The organism is Nocardia amamiensis NBRC 102102, assembly GCF_001612745.1.
GTDB lineage: Bacteria > Actinomycetota > Actinomycetes > Mycobacteriales > Mycobacteriaceae > Nocardia > Nocardia amamiensis.
In genome coordinates, this window is sequence record NZ_BDBA01000198.1 from 1 (window position 1) to 23,369 (window position 23,369).

Annotated in this window: 19 protein-coding genes and 1 pseudogene; 8 read left to right on the top strand and 12 right to left on the bottom strand. The window is 68.0% G+C overall.

Annotation, left to right across the window (positions count from 1 at the left end):
* Both NA4_RS30020 and NA4_RS30025 read left to right on the top strand, forming a co-directional pair.
* Positions 1 to 428, top strand: a 428-nt coding sequence (locus NA4_RS30020; protein ID WP_157129386.1) for a DUF1727 domain-containing protein, incomplete at its 5' end; no start/stop codon positions are given.
* Positions 429 to 471: 43 nt separating this feature from the next.
* A complete protein-coding gene (locus NA4_RS30025; protein WP_067477656.1) occupies positions 472 to 1,182 on the top strand; it encodes a type 1 glutamine amidotransferase in 711 nt (236 codons plus the stop codon).
* A 20-nt stretch (positions 1,183 to 1,202) separates the two neighbouring features.
* On the opposite strand, the gene NA4_RS30030 is transcribed toward NA4_RS30025, so the two are convergent.
* From NA4_RS30030 to NA4_RS30040, 3 genes are all read right to left on the bottom strand, one after another.
* Positions 1,203 to 1,727 carry a hypothetical protein gene (locus NA4_RS30030; RefSeq protein ID WP_157129387.1) on the bottom strand — a complete coding sequence of 175 codons (525 nt, stop codon included), beginning with the start codon at positions 1,725 to 1,727 and terminating at the stop codon, positions 1,203 to 1,205.
* A 182-nt stretch (positions 1,728 to 1,909) separates the two neighbouring features.
* Positions 1,910 to 2,818 (bottom strand): transglutaminase family protein, encoded by a 909-nt coding sequence (locus NA4_RS30035; RefSeq protein WP_067477663.1) that lies wholly within the window; start codon positions 2,816 to 2,818, stop codon positions 1,910 to 1,912.
* On the bottom strand, positions 2,815 to 5,589 hold the full coding sequence (locus tag NA4_RS30040) for a circularly permuted type 2 ATP-grasp protein (protein WP_084497578.1): 2,775 nt from the start codon (positions 5,587 to 5,589) through the stop codon (positions 2,815 to 2,817). The genes NA4_RS30035 and NA4_RS30040 overlap by 4 nt, the downstream gene beginning before the upstream one ends.
* A 411-nt stretch (positions 5,590 to 6,000) precedes the next feature.
* On the opposite strand from NA4_RS30040, the gene NA4_RS30045 reads away from it, so the two are divergent.
* The gene (locus NA4_RS30045) at positions 6,001 to 6,645 is read left to right on the top strand and encodes a hypothetical protein (protein WP_067477698.1); all 645 of its coding nucleotides are present in this window, start codon (positions 6,001 to 6,003) and stop codon (positions 6,643 to 6,645) included.
* Between the two features lie 45 nt (positions 6,646 to 6,690).
* Here NA4_RS30045 and NA4_RS30050 read toward each other — a convergent pair whose 3' ends face one another.
* From NA4_RS30050 to NA4_RS30060, 3 genes are all read right to left on the bottom strand, one after another.
* A complete protein-coding gene (locus NA4_RS30050; RefSeq protein ID WP_067477666.1) occupies positions 6,691 to 7,308 on the bottom strand; it encodes a LysE family translocator in 618 nt (205 codons plus the stop codon).
* A gap of 63 nt (positions 7,309 to 7,371) precedes the next feature.
* Entirely contained in the window at positions 7,372 to 7,980 is a 609-nt protein-coding gene (gene recR, locus NA4_RS30055) for a recombination mediator RecR (RefSeq protein ID WP_067477669.1), read from the bottom strand.
* A 13-nt stretch (positions 7,981 to 7,993) separates the two neighbouring features.
* Positions 7,994 to 8,326, bottom strand: coding sequence for a YbaB/EbfC family nucleoid-associated protein (locus tag NA4_RS30060; protein WP_067477672.1), 333 nt, complete (start codon positions 8,324 to 8,326; stop codon positions 7,994 to 7,996).
* Positions 8,327 to 8,518: 192 nt separating this feature from the next.
* Between NA4_RS30060 and NA4_RS30065 the strand changes: the two genes are divergently transcribed.
* From NA4_RS30065 to NA4_RS30075, 3 genes are read left to right on the top strand one after another with little or no spacing between them, the layout of a single operon-like run.
* Positions 8,519 to 9,172 carry a hypothetical protein gene (locus NA4_RS30065; RefSeq protein ID WP_067477673.1) on the top strand — a complete coding sequence of 218 codons (654 nt, stop codon included), beginning with the start codon at positions 8,519 to 8,521 and terminating at the stop codon, positions 9,170 to 9,172.
* Positions 9,173 to 9,221: 49 nt separating this feature from the next.
* Positions 9,222 to 10,034, top strand: a complete 813-nt coding sequence (locus NA4_RS30070) for a MerR family transcriptional regulator (RefSeq protein WP_067477675.1) — start codon at positions 9,222 to 9,224, stop codon at positions 10,032 to 10,034.
* 14 nt (positions 10,035 to 10,048) lie between these two features.
* On the top strand, positions 10,049 to 10,399 hold the full coding sequence (locus NA4_RS30075; RefSeq protein ID WP_067477701.1) for a VOC family protein: 351 nt from the start codon (positions 10,049 to 10,051) through the stop codon (positions 10,397 to 10,399).
* Positions 10,400 to 10,465: 66 nt separating this feature from the next.
* Here the strand turns inward: NA4_RS30075 and NA4_RS30080 are convergent, their stop codons facing one another.
* The gene (locus tag NA4_RS30080) at positions 10,466 to 10,900 is read right to left on the bottom strand and encodes an SRPBCC family protein (RefSeq protein WP_067477681.1); all 435 of its coding nucleotides are present in this window, start codon (positions 10,898 to 10,900) and stop codon (positions 10,466 to 10,468) included.
* Between the two features lie 301 nt (positions 10,901 to 11,201).
* Between NA4_RS30080 and NA4_RS30085 the strand changes: the two genes are divergently transcribed.
* Together NA4_RS30085 and NA4_RS30090 are read left to right on the top strand one after the other, a co-directional pair.
* Positions 11,202 to 12,644, top strand: coding sequence for an FAD-binding oxidoreductase (locus NA4_RS30085; RefSeq protein WP_067477684.1), 1,443 nt, complete (start codon positions 11,202 to 11,204; stop codon positions 12,642 to 12,644).
* Positions 12,641 to 13,957, top strand: a complete 1,317-nt coding sequence (locus tag NA4_RS30090; protein WP_067477686.1) for a class I SAM-dependent methyltransferase — start codon at positions 12,641 to 12,643, stop codon at positions 13,955 to 13,957. The genes NA4_RS30085 and NA4_RS30090 overlap by 4 nt, the downstream gene beginning before the upstream one ends.
* On the opposite strand, the gene NA4_RS30095 is transcribed toward NA4_RS30090, so the two are convergent.
* The 5 genes and pseudogenes from NA4_RS30095 to NA4_RS41660 all read right to left on the bottom strand — a co-directional run.
* Positions 13,958 to 17,545, bottom strand: a complete 3,588-nt coding sequence (locus NA4_RS30095; protein WP_067477704.1) for a serine/threonine-protein kinase — start codon at positions 17,543 to 17,545, stop codon at positions 13,958 to 13,960.
* Between the two features lie 596 nt (positions 17,546 to 18,141).
* A complete protein-coding gene (locus NA4_RS30100) occupies positions 18,142 to 19,239 on the bottom strand; it encodes an esterase-like activity of phytase family protein (RefSeq protein WP_245671648.1) in 1,098 nt (365 codons plus the stop codon).
* An 81-nt stretch (positions 19,240 to 19,320) separates the two neighbouring features.
* Positions 19,321 to 21,471, bottom strand: coding sequence for a 3-hydroxyacyl-CoA dehydrogenase NAD-binding domain-containing protein (locus tag NA4_RS30105; protein WP_067477689.1), 2,151 nt, complete (start codon positions 21,469 to 21,471; stop codon positions 19,321 to 19,323).
* 39 nt (positions 21,472 to 21,510) lie between these two features.
* On the bottom strand, positions 21,511 to 22,725 hold the full coding sequence (locus tag NA4_RS30110) for an acetyl-CoA C-acetyltransferase (protein WP_067477692.1): 1,215 nt from the start codon (positions 22,723 to 22,725) through the stop codon (positions 21,511 to 21,513).
* Positions 22,726 to 23,017: 292 nt separating this feature from the next.
* Positions 23,018 to 23,369 (bottom strand): annotated as a pseudogene (locus NA4_RS41660) (DNA polymerase III subunit gamma/tau); the annotation flags it as partial.

The following is a 23,369-nucleotide window of genomic DNA, read 5'->3' on the forward strand; positions in this document are numbered from 1 at the left end:
CGCAGGCTGTCGCGGCCGCGGGCACGGTGCGCGAGATCGCGGGCCGCTACCGCACCGTGCAGGTCGGCGAGCACGACGCGCGGCTGCTGCTGGCGAAGAACCCGGCCGGGTGGCAGGAGGCGCTGTCGATGATCGACCCGGCCTCGGCGGGCCTGGTGATCGCAGTGAACGGCCAGGTGCCCGACGGCGAAGACCTCTCCTGGCTGTGGGACGTGCGGTTCGAGCACTTCGAAGGCGTGCAGGTGGTCGCGGCGGGCGAACGCGCCACGGACCTCGCGGTGCGGCTGACCTACGCGGGCGTGGCGCACACCACGGTGCCGGACCCGGTGCGCGCGATCGCGTCCTGCCCGGCGGGCCACGTCGAGGTGCTGGCGAACTACACCGCGTTCCGCGACCTCAACCGCGACCTCGAGCAGCGGACGGCATGAGGGTGACCGCGGAGGGCTCCGCACAGGCCAGAAAGGACACACTATGAGTGCATCGACCATTCGCATCGGCCTGGTTCTGCCGGACGTGATGGGAACCTACGGCGACGGCGGCAACGCGCTGGTGCTGCGCCAGCGGCTGCGTATGCGCGGCTACGACGCCGAGATCGTCGATATCACGCTGCCCGACCCGGTGCCCGATTCGCTGGACATCTACACCCTCGGCGGCGCCGAGGACTCCGCGCAGCGATTGGCCACCCGGCACCTGCAGCGCTACCCCGGCTTGCAGCGGGCGTCTGCGAAAGGCGCTCCGGTGCTTGCGATCTGCGCGGCGATCCAGGTGCTCGGCCAGTGGTATGAGACGTCGGCGGGCGAGCGGGTGGACGGCGTCGGCATGATCGACGTCACCACGTCGCCGCAGACCAAGCGCGCCATCGGCGAGGTGACGACCACACCGCTGCTCGACGGGCTCACCGCGGCCCTCACCGGCTTCGAAAACCACCGCGGCGGAACCAAACTCGGCGGCGACGCGACCGGCTTGGCCCGGGTGTCCCGCGGGGTCGGCAACGGAGTCGGCGACGGTCTGGAGGGCGTCGTCCAGGGTTCGGTGATCGGCACCTACATGCACGGCCCCGTGCTGGCCCGCAATCCCGAACTCGCCGACCTGCTGCTGATGCGCGCCCTCGGCGTCACCGAACTGGCTCCCCTCGACCTCCCGGAGGTCGACCAGCTCCGCCGCGAGCGCCTGCGCGCCTGAACGAAGGGGGCGGTCGAGAATCAGTTATCGGTTCGCCACAAGATCCACTCGGGGTTCATCGACCAGTACCCCAGTCGTCCACCGAGGGTCTCGCCGACATCGCTCATGGTGTCGTCGTCGATCTTGCCGAGCGCGGACACCGACACGACCTGCACCTGCCAGCGGCCCTCGTGCCCGGCCGGGCCGAGGTTGACGCAGACCGAAGGTCGCAGGCCGGCCGCTTCGAGCTTGTCCCAGGCCCGGCCCAACTCGTCGGTGGTCGGACGGCTGTTCACCCACTCGACCGACTCCAGGCCACCGATCAGCGCGTGCCATCTGACCGGCGCGTTGAGCTCGCAGATCCACGGGCCGGTCTCGGCCTCGGGCACATCGATGCCGTACACCTCCGGGTGCCACCGCCGTGGTTCGGCGGTCCACGGCCGCAGGATCAGCCACAGCGCATCCGGGAGACCTTCCGCCCGGATCTGCGCCACCAGCTTGCGCAGGTGCTCGTGTGATACGTCCGGCCGGAATCCGAGCTCGTCCGCTGCCCACGTGTCGGTCATGTGCTCGCTGTTCATTCGTCCCCATTCCGGCGTCTACCCCCCGAAACTCCGGCTGGTGGCCGTGGCGCCGCCGGACGGTCGACTACGGGTTACCTACGATGCTTCCACAGTTCACGCTGCGCGCACGCCGAGAGCGGAGTGTGTGACCAGCCAGACAGCGGGCCGAGCCGTGCGCGCGGTGCTCACCCGTCGACCTCGGAAACATCCACGGAGACGGCGATAGCGCTGTCTTTCGCGTCGGTGTAGATGATGCCGCGCAGCGGAGGTACGTCGGCGTAGTCGCGGCCCCACGCCACCGTGACGTACCGCTCGTCGCCGAACTGGTCGTTGGTGGGATCGAAGTCGATCCAGTGGCCGGTGCGGTCGGGTTCGCCGGAGCCGGGCAGCCATACCGACGCCCAGGCGTGGGTGGCGTCGGCCCCGACCATCCGCTCCTTGCCCGGAGGCGGATCGGTGGCCAGATAGCCGGACACGTATCTAACGGCCAGACCGTGCGACCGCAGGCAGGCGCAGGCGAGTCGCGCGAAGTCCTGGCAGACGCCCGCGCGGGCCGCGAACACGTCGGCCACCTTGCTCGACACCGTCGTGGCTCCGGACATGTAGGTGAAATCGGTGAAGATGCGGGTGTTCAACTCGGCGACCGCGTCCAGCAGCGGCCTGCCCGGCTGCATGGACTCGGCCGCGTACGCGACGATCTCCGGAGTGATCTCCCTCGGGTGCAGGTCGAGGGCGAACTCCGTGGCCAGCGGGCCATTCGCACCGGTAGGACGCGCTAGTTCCCACAGCTGCGCGGTGGCGGCCGGATCGCAAACGGGCGCGTCCACCTCGACCAGGGATGCACCGGTGACGGCGAGGGCGCGATGCTGCGTGGTGACGTGGAAGAAGGAGGTGGTGTTGCCGTACACATCCGCGCCGACCGACCGGTCCGACGGCGCCGGTTCGATGTGGATGTCATGTGCCAGCAGCCGTTGGCCAGGCAGGTCACGCGGCGTCAGAAACGCGCGTCCATACGAGCTGATGACCTCCCCGGAATACGAATAGGTAGTGCGGTGCTCCACCCGATAGCGCCGGGCCGCGCCGCCGACGATCATCCGACGACCTGCGCGCTGCCCCAGAGCGGCTGGATGCCGACCGGCAGCGACAGTGTGGTGGTCTCGAATGATTCGGACAGCTTGCCCAGCCGCACATACACCCCCTCCAGGAGCTCGGCCAGTTCGGTGCGCCGATCGTCCGTGTCGGTGACTTCGAGGTCATCGGGGTCAAGGCGCCGCAGCAGGCGTTGGGCGTCCGCGAGCAGCCGCCGTGGGCGCGACGAGCGCGCCGCGCCGGGCAGCGCGCGGAAATCGGCGTCGAGGCGGTCGAGTTGATACGCCAGCGATCGTGGATTGCCGGTGTCGAACAGCAGCAGCCCGGCGACGGCGGCAATCCGCACCGAATCCCGGTGCCTGCGGCGGTAGCTCACCGACGACTCCGCGACGCGCAGCACCCATTCGGTGACCTCCCGCTCGGTATCCTCCGGATACTCCTGGACCAGCGCGGCCGACAACAGTGCGGTCAGCGTGAGCCCGCGCTCTATGCGTTTGCCGATGTCCATGACGTACCAGCCGGGTTCACGCACCAGCGACTCCGCGTCGATGCCGGACAGCGCGAGCAGACCGGCCAGGGTCAGCGAATGCACCTGCGAGAGCTCCGCCTCCTGATCTCCGGCCGTTCCGCGGTAGTCGGCCAGTGCTCGGTCGACCGCGCTGAGGATCATCCAGGTGTCCACCGACAGCTGGTCGCGCACGGCTCGCGCCGCGATGCCGTACCGGTCGACCGCGAAGGCCAGCGACCCGGGCAGCTCGCGGTCGATGGTCAGCGCGACGAGATAGTCGTGCCCCTCGCGCGAGGCCGAATCCTGCTGCACCGCAAGTTCTTTCGCCTGTGGACCGATCATCCCGTCGGTCGGCGCGGCGGTGGCGGTGGTCCGGCCGACGGCGGCCAGGAGGACCGGCAGCGCGTCCGCGCCCTCCAGCCAGGGACGGTAGCGGAACTCCTGATAGCGCTCGTGAGTGGCGATCAGCAGGCGCGCGGCGGCCTCGGCGCGTTCGCCGTAGCGGCCCATCCAGAACAGATCGTTGAGGACACGCGGGGAACTGATCGCTTCCACGACCGGGACGGTGGGCCGTTCGCGTTCCTCCCGCGGCGGCTCGGTGCCGACCGCGGCGGCGGTCGTCGGCGCGGCCCGCACCCAGATGTCCTTGGCGGCCACCTCGAGCACGGCACGGTCGGGCGACATGCGCTCACGCACCTGGCCGAGACCACCGGACATCACGGTGTAGCCGCCGCGCCGGGCCAGCGAGAACAGCCGCATACCGACCGGAGCCGCGGCGAGCCCACCACGATCCCGCACAGCGGGCGCGACGGAGAACTGCGCCGGTTCCTGGCCGACCCACTGCCATCCGCACGCGTCGATCCGCGCGATCAAGTCGGCACGCTGATCCCGGCTCAGTTCGGGCCCGAACAGCGTGGCGCCGTCGACCGCCGAGCGGATGATCAGCGTGTCCAGATTCGCCAGCAGGTGTGCGCGCTCCCGGTCCTCGCCACCCCAATACGACGGCGCGCTCTCCAGCAATAGGTCCTCCCCCAGCAGCGAGCGCGAGAGCCGAGGCAGGAACCCGGCCAGCGCCGGATTCTCCAGCAGCCCGCTGCCCAGTGTGTTCACCACGGTCACCGCCCCGCGCCGCAGCACCTCGACCAGTCCAACCACGCCGAGCCGGGAATCCGGGCGCAGGTCGAGCGGATCGGAGAACTCGGCGTCCACCCGCCGCAGCACCACGTCCACCCGCTTCAGCGTGCCGAGCGACCGCATCCACAAAGATCCGTCGCGCACCACCAGATCCGCGCTTTCCACCAGCGGAAAGCCCAGCGTCGAGGCGAGATACGCCTGATCGAACGCGGTCTCGGAGTGCACGCCAGGACTCAGCACCACGATCACCGGCTCGTCGTCGTCGGCCTGCGCCGACTCGATCAGCATCGCCCGCATCGCCCTGGCGAAGGGCGTCAGCGGCCGCGGATTGGCGTGTTCGAACGACTCCGGGATCGCGGTCGCCACCACTCTGCGATCGGCCAGTGCATATCCACCGCCGGACGGCGCCTGCGCCCAGTCGGCGATCACCCGGAACCGGCCGTCGCTCCAGCGGCTGAGGTCGCAGGCGTGCAGGAACAGCTGATGCCGCCCCGGCACGGTGATACCGTGCGCGGCTCGCACGTAACCGCCGTTGCCGAACACGACTTCCGGCGCGAGCAGTCCCGAGCTGAGCGTCCTTCGCGGGCCGTAGATGTCGGTGAGCAGCTCGTCGAGTACTCGGGAACGCTGTTCCAGGCCCTCCTCCAGCCGGGTCCAGTCGTCCGCGGAGACCAGCAGGGGGATCGGGTCGAGGCGCCAAGGGCTTCCAGCCGTGCCTTCGGCCGACGCGCCGGCCTCGAAAAAGGTGATGCCGTCATCGTCGACGAGCCTGCGTACCCGGCTGTCCAGCCGGTCGAGTCCGTCGCTGCCGAGGTTCACGAAATCGGCCGACAGCTCCCGCCACATCGGCCGCACCTTGCCCTCGGCATCGACCAATTCGTCGTAGTAACCCGCGGTGGGCCTGCCGCATTCGTCATAGGCGGCGGTGTCGACACCCTCGGCGCGGTAACGCGCGAATTGCTCGCGCGCATTCGCACCGGTCGCCGTCTCCTGCGGCTCATCGCGCACCGCCACCGCGCCGACCTCACTTCCGCCATCAAGGATGCTAAACAGTCGCCGGAAATCCTCAACCGTTTCGATCTGACGTGCATCGAGCGGCCCCGGCGCACCGGAATCGGTGGACTGTGCTGTCATTTTCGCACGTAACAGCTCTAGGGAGAGACAGGTCATGCAACGAGACCCGCCACAAAGAAAAAGTTGCGACATGATTGCTGAATGATCGAGAAAGTGCGGCAACGCGGGCCACAATGGTCTCGCCGCACCCAAAGCGGCGCCGATATCACCGAATGACAACTCCGATCTCTCCAGGAGGTCACGTGCGCACAACAGATTGTTCGTCCTGCGATTCCGCGTTCGACCACTGCCACGGAACCTTGATCGTGCATGCGGGCCGGATTTCCGAATGCACCGACGACCGGTGCATCGATCCCGCCCATGCTCGGCACGACTTCGTCATCGATTGCGGCGATCTCGCGGGCGGCTGCCGGTGCATGGAAGGCGACACGACCCGTCGGCGGGTTTTCGCAGTTCCGTACCCTGGCCGAGGTGAGCTATGACCACGTGTTGCTGCCTTCCGGTGTCGCGTCGTCGATCGCGCAGGTCGACGGCTACCTGACCACCCAGCAAGGCATCCCCGAGACCGGGGTGGTCGCGCAGATCGCGGCCGAGCTCAATAGACGCAACGCGGAGCTACCCGAAGAGGACAGTTTTCTCAGTACTGTCCCGGTGGGCGGCGCCGCGACCGGCGCGGCGCTGTACGTACCGTGCCCCTACGACGCGATCGGCTTCGTGCGCCACCTGCTGTTCGAGCTCGCGACCCCACTGAACTACGCCGTGTACGACCCGCAGCTGGCCTGGCTGATCGATCCCGCCGGGCACATCCCGGCCACCGTCACCCACGGCGGCGCGGGCGAATTCCCCTATCTCACCAAAGCGCTTGCCGAGCAGTGGATTCCCGAGCTGAGCCCGCCGAACCCGTACCTCGTCGTCGAGCGCGGCGAGCAGTTCTATATCCAAACCTACCGCGAGAACACCGGGGTCTACACCCTCGAATACCGGGACGGCTCCTCCGACAAGCACTTCGGCACCACCGTCGCCGATCCCGCCACGGTAGCCGCCGTCATCTGGGACTGGGCCAACGACAACCGGACTCGCTTCCCCAGCCTCCCTTGGTCTCGCATCGAACTCTGAGCCGCCCACCGCCGCGTGTGCATCCCGCTCCGTGTGGCAGCCCGATCATTGGTTCTGGGTGGCAAGACGGCCTGCGAGGGCGACGAATGAAGCGCCGAAGGCTCGGCGCATCCACGTCACCACGGCCGGGCGCGAGATGACCTGGTCGCGCACCGCCGCCGCGCAGGCGCCGTAGATCGCGAACACCACGAAGGTGGCGAGCATGAAAATGCCGCTCAGTTCCAGCATGCGCGCCAACGCGTTCGGCGCGCCGCTGGGCACGAACTGGGGCAGGAACGCGAAGAAGAAGATGGTCAGCTTGGGGTTGAGGATGTTGAGCAGCACCGCGGAGGTGATCACCTTGCGCGCCGAAGGTGCGGCGTGCTCGGTCTGCTCCGGAACTGCGAGCGCGCCCTTGTCCCGGAACGTGGTCCACGCCATGTACAGCAGGTAGGCGACGCCGAGGTATTTCAGCGTCTGGAACGCGACCGCGCTGGCGTTGAGCACCGCGGCCAAGCCGGTGATCGCCGCGACCAGATGCGGAACGATGCCGAGCGTGCAGCCGAAGGCCGCGATCACGCTGGCCTTGGCGCCTCGCGACAGACCAGCCGCGAGGGTGAACAGCACGCCGGTACCGGGAGTGGCGACGATGACGAGCGTCGTCAGCATGAATTCGATGCTCATCCCCGACACAGTAACCCACGCTCGCCGCGGCGCAATCCCCCTCGTGCGAAGCGTGCTCAGCGGCTACAGCGCGCGCCGCCCGGACAGCGCGCGACCGAGCGTGAGCTCGTCGGCGAACTCCAGGTCGCCGCCCATCGGCAGGCCCGAAGCCAGTCGGGTGACGCTGAGGCCGGGAAAGTCGCGCAGCATCCGGACCAGATAGGTGGCGGTGGCCTCGCCCTCGGTGTTCGGATCGGTCGCGATGATCACCTCGGTGACGTCGACGCCGTCCTCTTGATTCGCGATGCGCGCCAGCAACTCCCGGATCCGCAGCTGATCGGGGCCCACACCGCTGAGCGGATCGAGCGCGCCGCCGAGCACGTGGTAGCGGCCGCGGAACTCCCTGGTGCGCTCGATCGCCTGCACGTCCTTGGGTTCTTCGACCACGCAGATCATGGTGCGGTCCCGCCGCGGGTCGGCGCAGATGCGGCACAGCTCGCCGTCGGCGACCGTCCCGCAGACCACACAGAACCGCACGCCGTCGCGCACCTTCTGCAGTGCGGCCTGCAACCGATCGATCTCCGGCGGCTCCACCTGGAGCAGATGAAAGGCGATGCGCTGCGCGCTCTTCGGACCGACGCCGGGCAGCTTGCCCAACTCGTCGATCAGATCCTGGACCGGACCCTCGTACAACTGCTACCTCGGCTCAGAAACCGGGCAGCGAACCGCCGCCGAAACCCCCGGACAACGGCCCGAGCCGTTCCGCGGCGAGGCGCTGCGCGTTCGCCATCGCGTCGTTCACCGCGCCGATCACCAGATCCTGCAAGGTCTCGATGTCGTCGGGGTCGACGGCCTTCGGGTCGATGGTCAGCGACACCACCTCACCGGTCGCCTTGATGGTGACCTTGACCAGCCCGCCGCCCGCCGCGCCGTCCACTTCGCTCGCCGCGATCTCGGCTTGGGCTTCCATCACCGCCTGCTGCATCTGCTGCGCCTGGGCGAGTAACTGTTGCATATCGAACTGGCCACCTGGCTGCACGGGAGGGTCCTCTCTGGAGAAGGTGTCATCGGCCAGCCTAGTCCTGCCGCACCGGATGTCCGGCGCGGCCCGATGGTCCGAGGTGTTCGAAGCGTTGCCGGTAACAGGTTGGGTAGTTCCCGTGGAGAGAGATCGAGCTCGTCCCAGCATCGAACTGGGGCGGCGACCGATGCGGCGAGTCTGGAGACAGTGATGAGGGCATACCGTTTCCTGGGCAGCGTGCTGCTCACGTTGAGCCTTCCGGGCGTCTTTCTCGTCGCCGCGAGCCCGGCGGTATTCGCCGATGCCGACGTCCCCGGCGCGGAAGTCATCGACCCCGCGGCTCCTGCCGATGCCGAGGTGCTCGGCGCGGAAGTCATCGATGCGGAAGCCGTTCCTGCCGTGGCCGACTACGGCGGTGGCTGCGTTCTCTACCAGGACGACAAGGCGGCCACCATCGCCTCGCTGCGGTTTCGCTGCACGCCGCAACAGCAGGACGCCATCTTCCGCGACGCGCCGCTCGGCGCGGTCCCGATGGGCGTGAAGGCAGGCTGGGTGACCCGCCCGCCGATCATGCAGACTCTCGCGCCCCCGTTCTGGATCGGCAAGACCTTCTACACCGGACCGGACGGCGGTTACCTGATGAACCGTCTCACCGGCGCGGGGATCGAAGGCTGGCGGGCCGACGTCTACGCCGCGCCTGCCCTGACCGACGGCGGCCCGACCTGGGCGCTCAACTACACACCGTCGCCGTCGCCGCAGGTGTACGACGAAATCCGCGAGGTCACCCCGGGCGTGTGGTTCGGCTACTCCTGGTGGCGCGGCGCCTTCCAGACCACTCTGCTGCTGACCTTCGCCCTCGCGTAGCGCAGGATGCGGTTGACCCTCCCGTCACTGGAGGGTGTTGGCTGAGGCCATGACGGCGACCGTCCCGATCGGGGAGTTCTCCAGGCTGAGCCACCTCAGCGTGAAGACCTTGCGCTACTACCACGAAATCGACCTGCTCACTCCGGTCGGCATCGACGCCGGTTCGGGCTATCGGCGGTACTCGACCGCCCAGGTGCAGCAGGCGCAGCTGATCCGGCGTTTGCGCGCATTGGACATGCCGCTTCCGGAGATCCGCGCCGTGCTCGCCGCGCCGGACGAGAACGCCCGCGACGCCGCGCTGCGGGCACATCTGACGCGCATGGAGGAGGAGCTGATCCGCACCCGCGCGGTCGTGGCGTCCTTGCGTTCGCTGCTGACGCCCGCGGCGCCGATCGCGGTGGAGCATCGCACGGTCGCGGCCTTTCCGGCCGCTGCCATCAGCGCAATGGTGGCGCGCGAACACATCAGCGCGTGGTGCGGCTCGACGTTCCAGGCGCTATTCGAAGCACTGGCCGCGGCAGGCATCGCACCCGCGGGTACCAGCGGTGCCACGTATGGCACCGAGTTCTTCGAAGAGGACGAGGGTGAGGTCGTCGCGTTCGTCCCGATCGCCGATACCGGCATCGTGCTGCCGCAAGGACTTTCGGCCATCGAACTGCCCGAGCGCCGTTTCGCCGTCGCGGTGCACGACGGTCCGTTCAACGATTTCGATCGCACCTACGGCGCGCTGGGCAGTCATGTCGCCGAACACGACGTCGCCCTGCCGGAGCCCATTCGGGAGATGTACCTGTTGGGCCCGGACCGAACCGACGATCCCACCACCTACCGGACCGAAGTGTGCTGGCCCATCGCCCAGCCGTGAACGAGGAGATATCCATGGCACTCTCGATCGCCCACGTAACCGTCGATTGCGCCGATGCCGGTGCGCTCGCCGAATTCTGGGCCAGGCTGCTGGAGCTGCCGGTCGACCCCGAGGCCAGCGCGGAGTTCGCCACCGTCGGGCGGACGGCAGGCGCCACGCCGGTGCTGATGTTCATCAAGGTGCCGGACAAGAACCCGGGCAAGAACGTGATCCACCTGGACCTGCACGCGCCCGACCGGAGCGAGCAAGTGCGGCGCGCGATCGACCTCGGCGCGGAGCACAAAGGCGATTTCGACATGTACGGCACGAAGTGGACGACACTGGCCGACCCGGAAGGCAATCTCTTCGATATCGGCGGCGAGTGAACCGGCGCGATGCCGACAACGGCCCGGTACCGAACGCGGTACCGGGCCGTTGTCGTGGCCGCGCGATCAGGCCAGTTCGCGCTGCAGGTTGCCGAGCACCTCGGCCTGGATCTTCTTCAGGCCCAGCGGCGCGAAGATCCCCTCGAAGATGCCCGCGATGCCACCGGCACCCTGCCAGGTGGTGCGCAGCGTGACCCGCGCGCCGGCGCCCTCCGGGGTGACGGTCCAGGTGTTCACCATCGTCGAATTCGAATCACGCTCGGTGACAATCGAGTCCGATACCGAGACGACCGCGTGCACATTGCGCGTGCGCTTCTCGGTGGCCTGCAGCGTCCACTCCGCGACGGTGCCCGCTCCCTTGCCGCCTTCGACCACCTTGTAGTCGCGGTAGTGCGGGGAGAGAATGCGCGGACGCACCGAGTCGTAGTCGGCGATTGCCTCGAGTGCACGCTGCGGATCCGCCGCAACGACGATCGAACTGCTGGCGCTGACCTGTCCCACAATGAGCTCCTTGTCCGGGTGCTGTGTCTCGACCGTTCCCTATCCTGCCTCGCGTCCGTGCGGGTTCGCCGTCCAGCCTCGCCTTGTTATGCTCCAGCACGGCCACCAACCGGGCCATCCGGCGCCGCAGTCCGGCCCGCCACCTGGGTATCCGCCGCACTGAATCGGACATCGGCCCGGCACGCGGCTGTCACGGAGAATGCGTGGTATTCCCGATGCAACATTCCCGTGACATTTCTTCCACGGTGATCCTTTCCCGGTGGCTGTAGGTCACGGTGCGTACTAGCGTCGAGGAGTGGCAGTGAGTCTGTTGGGGAAGGCCGGTCACAGTCCGGCCGCACGCGAATCAGGATTTGCCGCGCATCGAGCGGGCGTGGACCGCCTCTTGGCGAGTTACCGCGCGATACCCGAACACGCCAACGTCCGGTTGGCCAAGAAAACCTCGAACCTATTCCGCGCCAGGGCAAAGAACACCGCGCCCGGTCTGGACGTCTCCGGCCTGACCGAGGTAATCGCGGTGGACCCGGTCGCCAGGACCGCCGATGTCGCCGGCATGACCACTTACGAGGAGCTGGTGGCCGCCACCCTGCCGTACGGGCTGGCTCCGCTGGTCGTTCCGCAGCTCAAGACGATCACGCTGGGCGGAGCGGTCACCGGGCTCGGCATCGAGTCCACCTCGTTCCGCAACGGTTTGCCGCACGAGTCGGTGCTGGAGATGGACGTGCTGACCGGAGCGGGTGAGATCATCACCGCGACGCCGGAGGGTGAGCACGCCGATTTGTTCCGCGGCTTCCCGAATTCCTACGGCACGCTGGGGTACACCGTTCGGCTGAAGATCGAGCTGGAGCAGGTGCAGCCCTACGTCGCCCTGCGCCACGTGCGTTTTCGCCATCTGCGCGAGCTGGAGACAACCCTGGCGACGATCGTGACCGAGCGGGCTTTCGACGGCGAGCGGGTCGACTACCTGGACGGCGTCGTGTTCTCCGCCGAAGAGAGCTACCTGACACTGGGCCGCCAGACCGACGAGCCGGGCCCGACCAGCGATTACACCGGAATGGACATCTACTACCAGTCCATCCGGCACGACGCGAGCACGCCCAAGCGCGACCGCCTCACCATCCACGACTATCTGTGGCGCTGGGACACCGACTGGTTCTGGTGCTCTCGCGCGTTCGGCACACAGAACCCCAGGATTCGCCGGTTCTGGCCGAAACGCTACCGGCGCAGCAGCTTCTACTGGAAGCTGGTCGCGCTGGACCACAAGTACCACATCGGCGACAAGCTGGAAGCCCGCAAGGGCAATCCGCCACGTGAGCGGGTGGTGCAGGACATCGAGGTACCGGTGGAGCGTACCGCGGACTTCGTGGAATGGTTTCTGCGCGAGATTCCGATCGAACCGATCTGGCTGTGCCCGCTGCGATTGCGCGAGACCGGAGACGAGAACCAGGCGGGCGGCCGCACGTGGCCGCTGTATCCCCTGGAGCCGCGTCGAACCTACGTGAACGCCGGATTCTGGTCGGCGGTCCCCACAGCCCCTGGGCAGGAAGAAGGAGCGGCCAACCGCGCCATCGAGCGCACGGTGACCGAGTTCGACGGACATAAGTCGCTGTACTCGGATTCCTTCTACGACAAAGATGAGTTCGCCGCGCTGTACGGCGGCGGCACCTACACCGAACTGAAGAAACGCTACGACCCAGACCAGCGCTTGCTGGATTTGTATTCGAAGGCGGTGCAACGCAGATGACTACATTCCGGGACCGTTCCGATGTCTTCGCTGACCTCGGAACCAAGCTCAGCATTGCCGAGATCTTCGAGACCCTCGTCGAGGGCGACGTGCCGATCCGCCTGACGGCCTACGACGGCAGCGCGGCGGGACCGGAGAATTCGGAGTTCGCGCTGGACATCAAGACGCCGCGCGGCATCAACTATCTGGCGACCGCGCCCGGCGACCTGGGGATGGCCCGCGCCTACATCGCAGGCGACATGACCGCCAGCGGCGTACACCCCGGCGATCCGTACGAAATCCTGCGGGCGATAGACGGGCTGAAGTTTCGCCGTCCGTCCGCGCTGGCCCTGGTGACCATCGCGCGCTCGCTGGGCTGGGAGCGGCTCAAGCCGGTTGCCCCGCCGCCGCAGGAGACATTGCCGCGCTGGCGTCGCATCGCCTTCGAGGGCCTGCTGCACTCCAAGGCCAGGGACGCCGAAGCCATCCACCACCACTACGACGTCTCGAATGCCTTCTACGAGTACGTGCTCGGCCCGTCCATGACCTACACCTGCGCGGTCTACGGTGACGAGAACTGGTCGCTGGAACAGGCGCAGGAGAACAAATACCGCCTGGTCTTCGAGAAATTGCGTTTGAAGGAAGGCGACCGGCTGCTCGACATCGGCTGCGGGTGGGGCGGCATGGTGCGCTACGCCGCCAAGCGCGGCGTCAAGGTCATCGGCGCAACGCTGTCGGCCGAGCAGGCCGACTGGGCGCGGAAGAAGATCGCCGAGGACGGTCTGGCCGACCTGGCCGAGGTGCGCCACTGTGACTACCGCGACGTGCCCGAAGGCGAATTCGACGCGGTGTCCTCGATCGGTCTCACCGAGCACATCGGCGTGCACAACTACCCGTTCTACTTCGACTACATCAAGAGCAAGCTGCGCGACGGCGGCCTGTTCCTGAACCACTGCATCACTCGCCCGGACAACACCCGCACCACCAAGGCGGGCGATTTCATCGACCGCTACGTGTTCCCGGACGGCGAACTGATCGGTTCCGGCCGGATCATCTCCGAGATCCAGAACATCGGACTCGAGGTGCTGCACGAGGAGAACCTGCGCGAGCACTACGCGCTGACCCTGCAGGAATGGTGCAAGAACCTGGTCGCCAACTGGGACGCTTGCGTCGCGGAAGTCGGCGAGGGCACCGCGAAGGTGTGGGGCCTGTACATGGCGGGCTGTCGGCTCGGCTTCCAGCGCAATGTGGTTCAGCTGCACCAAGTGCTCGGCGTCAAACTGCCCGCCGACGGCGACTGGACCGTGCCGCTGCGTCCGTGGTGGCAGCCCTGATCAATATGCCTGACTGCCCGCCTCGTCCAGGAGTTCGTCCAGGAACGGGGCGGGCAGTTCGGTGTCCGCGACCTGTCCCGACGGGGGCAGATCGGCGCGCAGCACGCGCAGGATGCCGACCACACCGGGGCCCGCGTCCAGCAACGGCCTGGTCCAGCCGAGCTCGGCGCAGGTAGCGACGGCGGGCAGCAGCAGGTTGGTGGCCTCGCCGACCCAACCTGAGGTGGCCAGGCATTCCGCGAGCAGCAGCGCGGCGTCCAGTTGCGCACGGGGACGGTGCTTTTCGAGCATGTGATCGTACAGTGCGCGGGCGCGGCGCACCGCCCGGTCATCGGAGCCGAGGCGGTGTTCGGCGAGCAGCGCGCGGATCGCGGCCAGCTCCTCGGCCTCGGCGGCGAGCCGGGCCGCACCGGTCAGCCGGTGGCCCGCCTGCAGCGGCGTGGACTCGGCGATATCGGTATAGCGGCGGTCCGCGGCATCCGGCGGCAGACCGAGCCGCAGCCGTTCGGCACGGATGTGCGCGCTCAACCTGGTGAGTCGATTGTCGACCGCGATGCGGGCGCCCTCGTCCAGCCGGGTGGCCGCGGTGTACAGGTCGCCCCGGACCGCCTTGACCCGTGCGCCGACGACGAACGTCGAGATCAGGAAGTCCACCGGGCCGATCCGGGTGACCAGCTCGTGACTCTCGTCCAGCAGCGGGTCGGCGCTGCCCAGATCGCCCCGGCGATAACTCAACTCGCCGAGCAGCGCGGCGGCGACGCGCACCGCGTGCGAGCGCGGACCCGCGCGCTCCCGCGCCGCCTCCCATGCCTGCTGGAAGCACCTGGTGGCGGTCGCGACGTCGAGCTGCTCATAGGCGGCAGCGCCCTGGCCGCACCGGCCGAAGACCATGCCGAGCGGGTCCTTCGAACGCTCGTGGTATTCCTCGGCCCATTCCTGGATCTTCCTGGCGCCCTCGAAATCGAATTCGCACAGCCGCACGAAGGTGGTGAGGTTGGCCGCGGTCGAGACCGTCCACGGCGGCAGTTCGTCCGGGTGTCGCAGACAGTCGGCGACCCGGTCCAGCACGCCTTCGGTGTGGTCGCGCGCGATCTGGTCCGCCGCGGCAAGCACCACGGCCTGGCAGCGCTGCACGCGCACGTCGTCGTCACTGGATGAGCCGCGAGCCAGGATGTTCGAGAGCCTGCCCAGCGCGTTGCGCGCCGCGCCGGACTGCTGCAGGTTGACATTCGCCCTGGCCACCGCCATGAGCAGCTTCGAACGGGAAGCCACCTGCTGCATCGGCAGCTTCGACACGCTGCCGAGCAGCGTGGCCAGGCGGGAACCGTCGATCAGGTCCATGCCGCCGCTCTCCAGCAGGTCCAGCGCCATCTTCAGATCGGTGGCGGCCAGCGCGTGGTCCACCGACTTGCGCAGCAGCTGGTGCTCGGCGTACCAGCGAGAAGCCTTGCGATGCAACGCCTTCGACTTGCCGGGGTGAACCCGTTCGAGCCGGGTCCGCAAATGCTCGGCGAACAGCGGCTGCAACCGGAACCAGTCCGGATCGTGCTCGATCCGCCGCAGGAACAGCTCGCGCTGTTCAGCCTGCTCGAGCAGCTGGTCGGCGTCCGGGTCGTCGGACAGCGCCGCGGCGAGCGAGCCGCTCACCCGCTCGGTCACCGCGATCGACATCAGGAACTCGAGCATCCTCGGTTCCAGCGTGTCCAGCACATTCTCGGCGAGGTACTCCCGGATGCCGTGGTCGCCCTCCGACAGCGTCGCGATCAGCTGTGTGGGGTCGGTGTTGCCACGCAGCGACAGGCCGACCAGCTGGATGGCGGCGGGCCAGCCGTCGGTGGCCGTGTGGATCTCGGTGACCTGCTCGGGCGTGAGTGCGAACCCGTTGCGCTCCACCAGGATCTGCCTGGTCTCCGTCTCGGTCAGGCGCAGTGCGGCCGAGCCGATCTCGACCAGTTCGTCCTGCACGCGCATGCGGCCGGTCGGCAGTCCGGACTGCTCCCGGCTGGTCACCACGAATCGCAGATGGTGACAACCATTGTCCAACAGCGCCTCCATCGCCCGATGCGCGCCTGCGTCGGTGATCCGATGCCAGTCCTCGACGATCACCACGATCGTCTGGCCCGCGGCATGGATCTCATCGATGAGGGTGGGGAGCACGAACGCGGCCGCGTCGGCGGGCCGCTCCTCGAGCATCTGCTCCAGGCCATTGCCGACGTCCGGACGCACGCGGCGGATCGCCTGGATCAGGTGTGCCAGGAACCAGATCTCGTTGTCGTCGTCGCGGTCGATGCCGATCCAGGCCACCGCGGCGTCGCTCTCGGCGAGTTCGGCGCGCCACTGCGCGGCCAGCGTGCTCTTGCCGAAGCCCGCGGGCCCGTGGATCACCGCCAGCCTGCGCCGTCCACCCGCACGCAGGATGTCCAGCAGACGCGGCCGTGGCACCGGGGCGCGCGTAGGCGTCGGCGGACGGAATTTGGTTACCGCCGTTGGCGGCATCGTGATCGCCCCCGGCGTACCGGGGTGCTGCGAGACGGCGGGCCGCAGCGTCAGCGGCCAGCTGCGCCGCGCGGTGACCGCGGGTTGGGTACCGGTCCACACCGCGGTGGGCTCGCCGACGTCGGTGGAGGCAGTGGGCTGCTGTTCGGGCGTGGTGTCCAGCAGCGCCATCTCATCGGGCAACTGATCGTGGTCGCGCTGCACCGTGCGCAGCATTTCGCCGAATTCGTACGCGCTGACCGGGCGATCGCGCGGATCGGGGGACATGGCGTGTTCGATGACTGCGGCCAGGTCCGGCGGAATGTCCTGTTCGCGCAGGTCGGGCACGGGCTGCGTGGTGATCCGCAGGAACTGGGCGACGACCCGCTCGCCCGCCTGACGCTCGAAGGCGGCATGTCCGGTGAGCAGCGCGAACAACGTCGATCCGAGGCCGTAGATATCGGAGCGGACGGTCGGCTCGTCGCCTTTGAGCACTTCGGGCGCGGTGAACGCGGGTGAGCCGGTGATCATGCTGCTCGAGGTACGGAAGCCGCCCGGAATGCGGGCGATGCCGAAATCGGTCAGCTGCGGTTCGCCGTAGCCGCTGAGCAGGACGTTGGCCGGTTTCACGTCCCGGTGCAGGATATGGGCCCGGTGCGCGCTCTCGATCGCACCCGCCAGCTTCACCCCGGCGCGCAGCGAGTCCGACCAGGTCAGCGGGCCCTGATCCCGAATGAGCCGTTCCAGCGACCCGTGTGTGCAGTACGGCATGACGATCAGCGGCATACCGGTGGCGGTAACGTCCACCTGGAGGATGTCGACGATGTTCGGATGACCGGACAGCCTGCCCATGGCTTGTTCTTCGCGCAGGAAGCGCTCCCGGCTCTCCTGGTCGATCTCCGAGGAGAGCACCTTCACCGCGACCACCCGGTCCAGTCGCGTCTGGATGCAGCGGTAGACCACCCCGAACCCGCCGCGACCGATCTCCACCGCGCCGGACAGGCCCATCGCCTCCAGCTCGTCGCCGATGTCGATGGGCGCCTGACGCTGCGTATCCGATTCGGCCGCAGACGATTCCGCGTCCACCCGGCCAGAACGCGTCTGTGGATTCATGTGATCACCTCGATCCCACATCGAATCGGCGTCACCGGCGGCCAACTTCGCGCCGAAGCCGGACACCGTGGTGTCCGATATGTCTGCGCTTACTCCAACGTAGCGCGGCGGGAGACCACGCGGGAGGTGTTTCCGCACCGGATGGAGCGTGTCGTCGGCCCGGGCGTTTCGCGCCGCTCAGCGCTCGGCCGCAGGCTCACGTTCTGGCGCTTGGTGTTCTGAAAACGCCGACGATTTGCCAGCCGGCATCCGACGGGCGCTCACCTTCTCGGATGTCGCCTTGCCAGCCGCCCGGCCATATCCGGTCCCGCGAACGGGTACCCAAGTAGGAGTCGGCCAATCAGGTGTCCGCGAGAGGTCCGGCGAACAGGCCACGGAGTCCGCCGCACTTATGTTGAAGAAGCAACGATGCATCGCGGAGCTCGTGTCAATACCCGAGGACAACCCCGCCTAGCGGCCGCGACGCGAACACGCCGAGACGAGTAGTGCCGGGACGAACCAGGCGCACCGCGGCCCCGACGACACGGCGGATCGACCGACTGAAGGGCCGGTACGTGCTCCGCGCGCTGGGCCCGGCCCACCGGCGCGTTCACCCGCTAGCCGACGGCCAACCCGATGACCTGGGTGACCTGATCACCGTCGAAATTGTTGTCGCTGACCAGCACCAGGGTTCGAGCCCCCGAAGGCAGGCGGGGACCCCAGGTCATGCCTTCGACGTTGTCGACGGTGGAAAGCCCGACGTCGTCGAGGTCGACGACCAGCCGCTTGGCCACCGGGCGTGCGGCGCCGATCGGAGCGTCGAGGATATTGGTCGCGACGCCGAGATCGGCCTCGAAGACGCGGATCTTGTTGCCCACGCCCGGGACGAAGGAGCGTTCCAGCACAAGAAGTTTGGCCGGATCCAGCGGATCGGCGGCCAGGATCGAGGCGATCCCGGTCCCGCCGCGCCCCGGTTCGGGCCGCGCCTGGGCGTGCACCCGCTCCATCGGATAGGCGAACTGGGCGAGCAGCTGTCCGGAGCGTGCCTGGACGGTGATCCGGGCAACCGCGCCACTGATCGCGGTCGCCATCGGGCCGTCCTGCAGCAGCGGCCCCTCCGTCGAGGTCAGGAACAACGCGCCGCCTGCGGCGAAGGTCGCGCCCTCCAGCACCTGGTTCTGCCTGGGGCCGGAGTCGGGGCGCATCCGTTCGTTGTCCGGTATCGGCAACTCGCCCGCATACGAGCCGTCGGGATGCGCGATGCGCACCGACGGGTCCGCGAGGACGGTGTCGAACCGTTCGCCCTCCTGCGTCCAGTAGTAGTCGCCGGTCCACGGATCGACCCGGATCTCCTCCGGATCCACCGAATTCGGCGCGTAGGCGGCGCCTGTCGAGGTCGACAGCGGACGCGTTCCGGTGAACGCCACCGGACCAACCCCGTGCTCACCGACCCCGATGCGCGCGGTGTAGTACCGCGCGGGGTTCTTGTTCGACCGGTCGTCGCTGATCAGCAGGTACTCGCCGGTGCGTTCCAGATAGTCGATCCCGGACAGCCCGCCCACGGTGGTGCCCTCGAAGTCCAGATCGTGCGCGATCGCCTGTTCTCCGAGCAGCCGCACCGACGGACTCGCCGCCGGATCGGCGCCGGCGATCGGTGCAGGTACGAGCGCGAGAGCACAACTGGCGATCAGGATGCGATGACTGCGTTTGGGCACGGCTTGTAACTTATCCGCGCGAACGAAAGCCCGCCATCGCGGAAAGCGATGGCGGGCTTTGTCGTTCGTTCGGTGCGGAGACTACTTACGCAGCGAGGCCGGAACCTCGAAGCGCTCGCCGTAGGTCTTGGCGAGGTAGTCGGCGCGGGCCACGAAGGCCTCCTGGCCGCCCGGGTAACCGACGATGAACTGGTGCACACCACCGGTCCAGGCCGGGAAACCGATGCCGAAGATCGAGCCGATGTTGGCGTCGGCGGTCGAGGTCAGCACGCCCTCGTCGAAACACTTCTGGGTCTCGATCGCCTCCGCGAACAGCATGCGGTCGATCAGATCCTGCAGCGGGACGGTGAAGTCCGCCGTGGTCTTGAAGTGGTCGCGCAGGCCGGCCCACAGACCGGTGCGCTTGCCGTTCTCGTCGTACTCGTAGAAGCCCGCCTTCTCCAGGCGGCCCGGACGACCCTCGGCCACCATGTAGTCGATGACATCCTGCGCCGGGTGCCGCTTGACGCCCATGGTGGTGTCACCGGCCGCGGCGGCCTCCTGGGTCTCCTTGGCGATCTTCTGCATGAGCTTCATGTTCAGCTCGTCCGACAGCTGCAGCGGCGCGGCCGGGTAGCCCGCCTGCAGACCGGCCTGCTCGATGGTCGCGGGCTCGATGCCCTCGCTGAGCATGGCAATCGCCTCGTTGACGAAGGTGCCGATCACACGCGAGGTGAAGAAGCCGCGGCTGTCGTTGACCACGATCGGCGTCTTCTTGATCGCGAGGGTGTAGTCGAACACCCGGGCCAGCGCCTCGTCCGAGGTCTTCTCACCCTTGATGATCTCCACCAGCGGCATCTTGTCGACCGGCGAGAAGAAGTGGATGCCGATGAAGTCCTCCTGGCGCTTCACGCCGGTCGCGAGACCGGTGATCGGCAGGGTGGAGGTGTTCGAGCCGAGCAGCGCGTCGGGGGTGACGATGTCCTCGATCTCCTGGAACACCTTGTGCTTCAGCTCGGTGTTCTCGAAGACGGCCTCGACGACGAAGTCGACGCCGGCGAAGTCGGCCGCGTCCGCGGTCGGCGTGATCCGGTCCAGCAGCGCCTTCGACTTCTCCTCGGTGGTCTTGCCGCGGGAGAGGGCCTTGGCCTCGATCTTCTCGGAGTAGTTCTTGCCGCGCTCGGCCGCCTCGATCGAGACGTCCTTCAGCACGACCTGGTAGCCGGCCTTGGCGGAGACGTAGGCGATGCCTGCGCCCATCATGCCCGCGCCGAGCACGCCGATCTTCTTGATCTCCTGCTTCGGCACGTCCTTCGGACGCGAACCGCCGTTGTTGATCGTCTGCAGGTCGAAGAAGAACGCCTGGATCATGTTCTTCGCGACCGGGCCGGTGAGCAGGTGCACGAAGTAGCGCGACTCGATCAGCGACGCGTTGTCGATGTCGACCTGCGAGCCCTCCACCGCGGCCGACATGATGGCGCGCGGCGCAGGCATGTTCGCACCCTTGATCTGCTTGCGCAGGTTGGCCGGGAACGCGGGCAGATTCGCCGCGAAAGCGGGCGAGGACGGGGTGCCGCCGGGGATCTTGAAGCCCTTCTTGTCCCAGGGCTGCACGCCGCCCTCGGGGTTGGCCTTGATCCACGCCTTGGCCGCCGGGAGCAGCTCCTCGACCGAACCGACCAGCTCGTCGATCAGGCCGATCTCCTTGGCCTTGGCCGGCTTGTTGCGCTGGCCCTGCAGCAGCACCTGCATCAGGGCGTTCTGCAGGCCCAGCATGCGCACGGTGCGGATGACGCCGCCGCCCGCGGGCAGCAGGCCGAGGGTGGCCTCCGGCAGACCGATCTGCGAACCGGGCACGTCCGCCGCGATGCGGTGGTGGGTGGCCAGCGCGATCTCCAGGCCGCCGCCGAGCGCGGCGCCGTTGATGGCCGCGACCACCGGCTTGCCCAGCTGCTCCAGGCGCCGCAGCGCGCCCTTGATCTCGCCGAGCTCGTCCATCAGGGCCTGGGCGTCGTCCGGGCCGACCTTCATCATGTTCTTCAGGTCGCCACCGGCGAAGAAGGTCTTCTTCGCGGAGGTGACGACAACACCGGTGATGTTGTCCTTCTCCGCCTCGAGCCGATCGACCGTCGCGGTCATCGACTTCTTGTACAGCTCGTTCATCGTGTTGGCGCCCTGGTTCGGGTCGTCCATCGTCAGCACGACGATGCCGTCCGAATCCTGCTCCCAACCGATCATGTTGGTTTCGCTCACAGCCTTGTGTCTCCTAGTTGAATAGCTGTCGGTTGGGGATCAGACCCGCTCGATGATGGTGGCCACGCCCATGCCGCCGCCGATGCACAGGGTGACCAGCGCGTACCGGCCGCCCCGGCGCTCCAGCTCGTCGACCATGGTGCCGGTGATCATCGCGCCGGTCGCACCCAGCGGGTGGCCCATGGCGATCGCGCCACCGTTGACGTTCAGCTTCTCGTCCGGGATGTTCAGGTCCTTCTGGAACTTCAGCACCACGGAGGCGAACGCCTCGTTGATCTCGACCAGGTCGATGTCGTCCAGGGTCAGGCCCGCCTTGGCCAGCGCCTTCTTGGCGGCCGGGGTCGGACCGGTGAGCATGATGGTGGAGTCCGCGCCACTGGTGGCGGTCGCGACGATGCGCGCACGCGGGGTCAGGCCGGACGCCTTGCCCGCCTCTTCAGTACCGACCAGCACGATGGCGGCGCCGTCGACGATGCCGGAGCTGTTGCCGCCGTGGTGCACGTGGTTGATCTTCTCCACGAAGTGGAACTTCTGCAGTGCCACCGCGTCGAAGCCACCCATCTCACCGATAACGGCGAACGAAGGCTGCAGCTTGGCCAGGTCCTCGGCGGTGGTGCCGGGACGCATGTGCTCGTCGCGGTCCAGCACGACGATGCCGTTCTGGTCCTTGACCGGAACGACCGACTTGGCGAAGTAACCGCCGGTCCACGCCGCGGCGGCCAGTTCCTGCGAGCGCGCCGCGTAGGCGTCCACGTCGTCGCGGGTGAAGCCCTCGATGGTGGCGATCAGGTCGGCGGACACGCCCTGCGGGACGAAGTAGGTGTCGTAGCTGGTGGCGGGGTCCATCGCCCAGGCGCCGCCGTCGGAGCCCATCGGAACACGCGACATGGACTCGACGCCACCGGCCAGCACCAGGTCGTCGAAGCCGGAGCGGACCTTCTGGGCGGCCATGTTGACCGCCTCCAGGCCGGAGGCGCAGAAGCGGTTGATCTGGACGCCGCCGACGGTGTCGGGCAGGCGGGCCGCGGTGACCGCGGTGCGGGCGATGTCGGCGCCCTGGTCGCCGACCGGCATGACCACGCCGAGGATCAGGTCGGAGATCCGGTCCTCGTCGAGGTTCGGGAAGCGGCCGCGCAGCTCCTGGATCAGACCAACAGTCAAGTCGATCGGCTTGACCGAGTGCAGCGAGCCGTTCTTCTTGCCGCGGCCGCGCGGAGTGCGGATGGCCTCGTAAATGTAGGCCTCTGTGGTCATATCGGAGTGTTCCTTCCTTACGGTGCGGCGGCCGGACCTTCGTCCGTCCGAGCGCTGGTGTGCGGCGACACCGCGTCTGCGGCATGGCTGCGGCTGACCTCGCCGACCGGCCCTGTGGCCGACCGTTCCTAACGCTGTACAAAACCAGGTACGCAACAGCGGACGCACGTCCCGGTCGCCCGTACGCCTGGGCATACCATAGAACGTCGTCGTTCCGAAGCTCACGGCTACCCGTTCATACTACCGTGATGTGCGAACTCCGGTTAACTTAACGTCGTCGGAACAGTGGTTGTCAACCATCCAACCGTGTGGCACCCAGCTCACTCTTCAGCAATTCCAGGGCGACTTCGTCGGGGTCGCGCCGGTCGCCGGGTGCGACCGGATCGGCCGCGGCGGCCATCATCTCCTGCTCCTCCTCCGGCGTGGAGGCGGGGACAACCCCTTCCTGGTCCCGGCCCCTGCTGGTCACGGCGCTGTTCCCGGGCGGCTCCGAGTCGTGCGGCGGATAGTCGGCCGGGCCGGGATCGTCGGGTAGGTCGGGGTAGTCGGGCGGTGGGATGTCGTCGTCGGCGACAGGTGGGCGCGGGTTCGCGCCGGCCGAGCGCGAACGACCCGCATTGGCCGACTTGTCCGCGCCCGCGTTC

Excerpts from the sequence above, each read along its gene's own strand:
- NA4_RS30025 (WP_067477656.1), top strand. The coding sequence starts at position 472 with ATGAGTGCATCGACCATTCGCATCGGCCTGGTTCTGCCGGACGTGATG.
- NA4_RS30030 (WP_157129387.1), bottom strand. The coding sequence starts at position 1,727 with ATGACCGACACGTGGGCAGCGGACGAGCTCGGATTCCGGCCGGACGTA.
- NA4_RS30035 (WP_067477663.1), bottom strand. The coding sequence starts at position 2,818 with ATGATCGTCGGCGGCGCGGCCCGGCGCTATCGGGTGGAGCACCGCACT.
- NA4_RS30040 (WP_084497578.1), bottom strand. The coding sequence starts at position 5,589 with ATGACAGCACAGTCCACCGATTCCGGTGCGCCGGGGCCGCTCGATGCA.
- NA4_RS30050 (WP_067477666.1), bottom strand. The coding sequence starts at position 7,308 with ATGAGCATCGAATTCATGCTGACGACGCTCGTCATCGTCGCCACTCCC.
- NA4_RS30065 (WP_067477673.1), top strand. The coding sequence starts at position 8,519 with ATGAGGGCATACCGTTTCCTGGGCAGCGTGCTGCTCACGTTGAGCCTT.
- NA4_RS30070 (WP_067477675.1), top strand. The coding sequence starts at position 9,222 with ATGACGGCGACCGTCCCGATCGGGGAGTTCTCCAGGCTGAGCCACCTC.
- NA4_RS30075 (WP_067477701.1), top strand. The coding sequence starts at position 10,049 with ATGGCACTCTCGATCGCCCACGTAACCGTCGATTGCGCCGATGCCGGT.
- NA4_RS30090 (WP_067477686.1), top strand. The coding sequence starts at position 12,641 with ATGACTACATTCCGGGACCGTTCCGATGTCTTCGCTGACCTCGGAACC.
- NA4_RS30095 (WP_067477704.1), bottom strand. The coding sequence starts at position 17,545 with ATGAATCCACAGACGCGTTCTGGCCGGGTGGACGCGGAATCGTCTGCG.
- NA4_RS30110 (WP_067477692.1), bottom strand. The coding sequence starts at position 22,725 with ATGACCACAGAGGCCTACATTTACGAGGCCATCCGCACTCCGCGCGGC.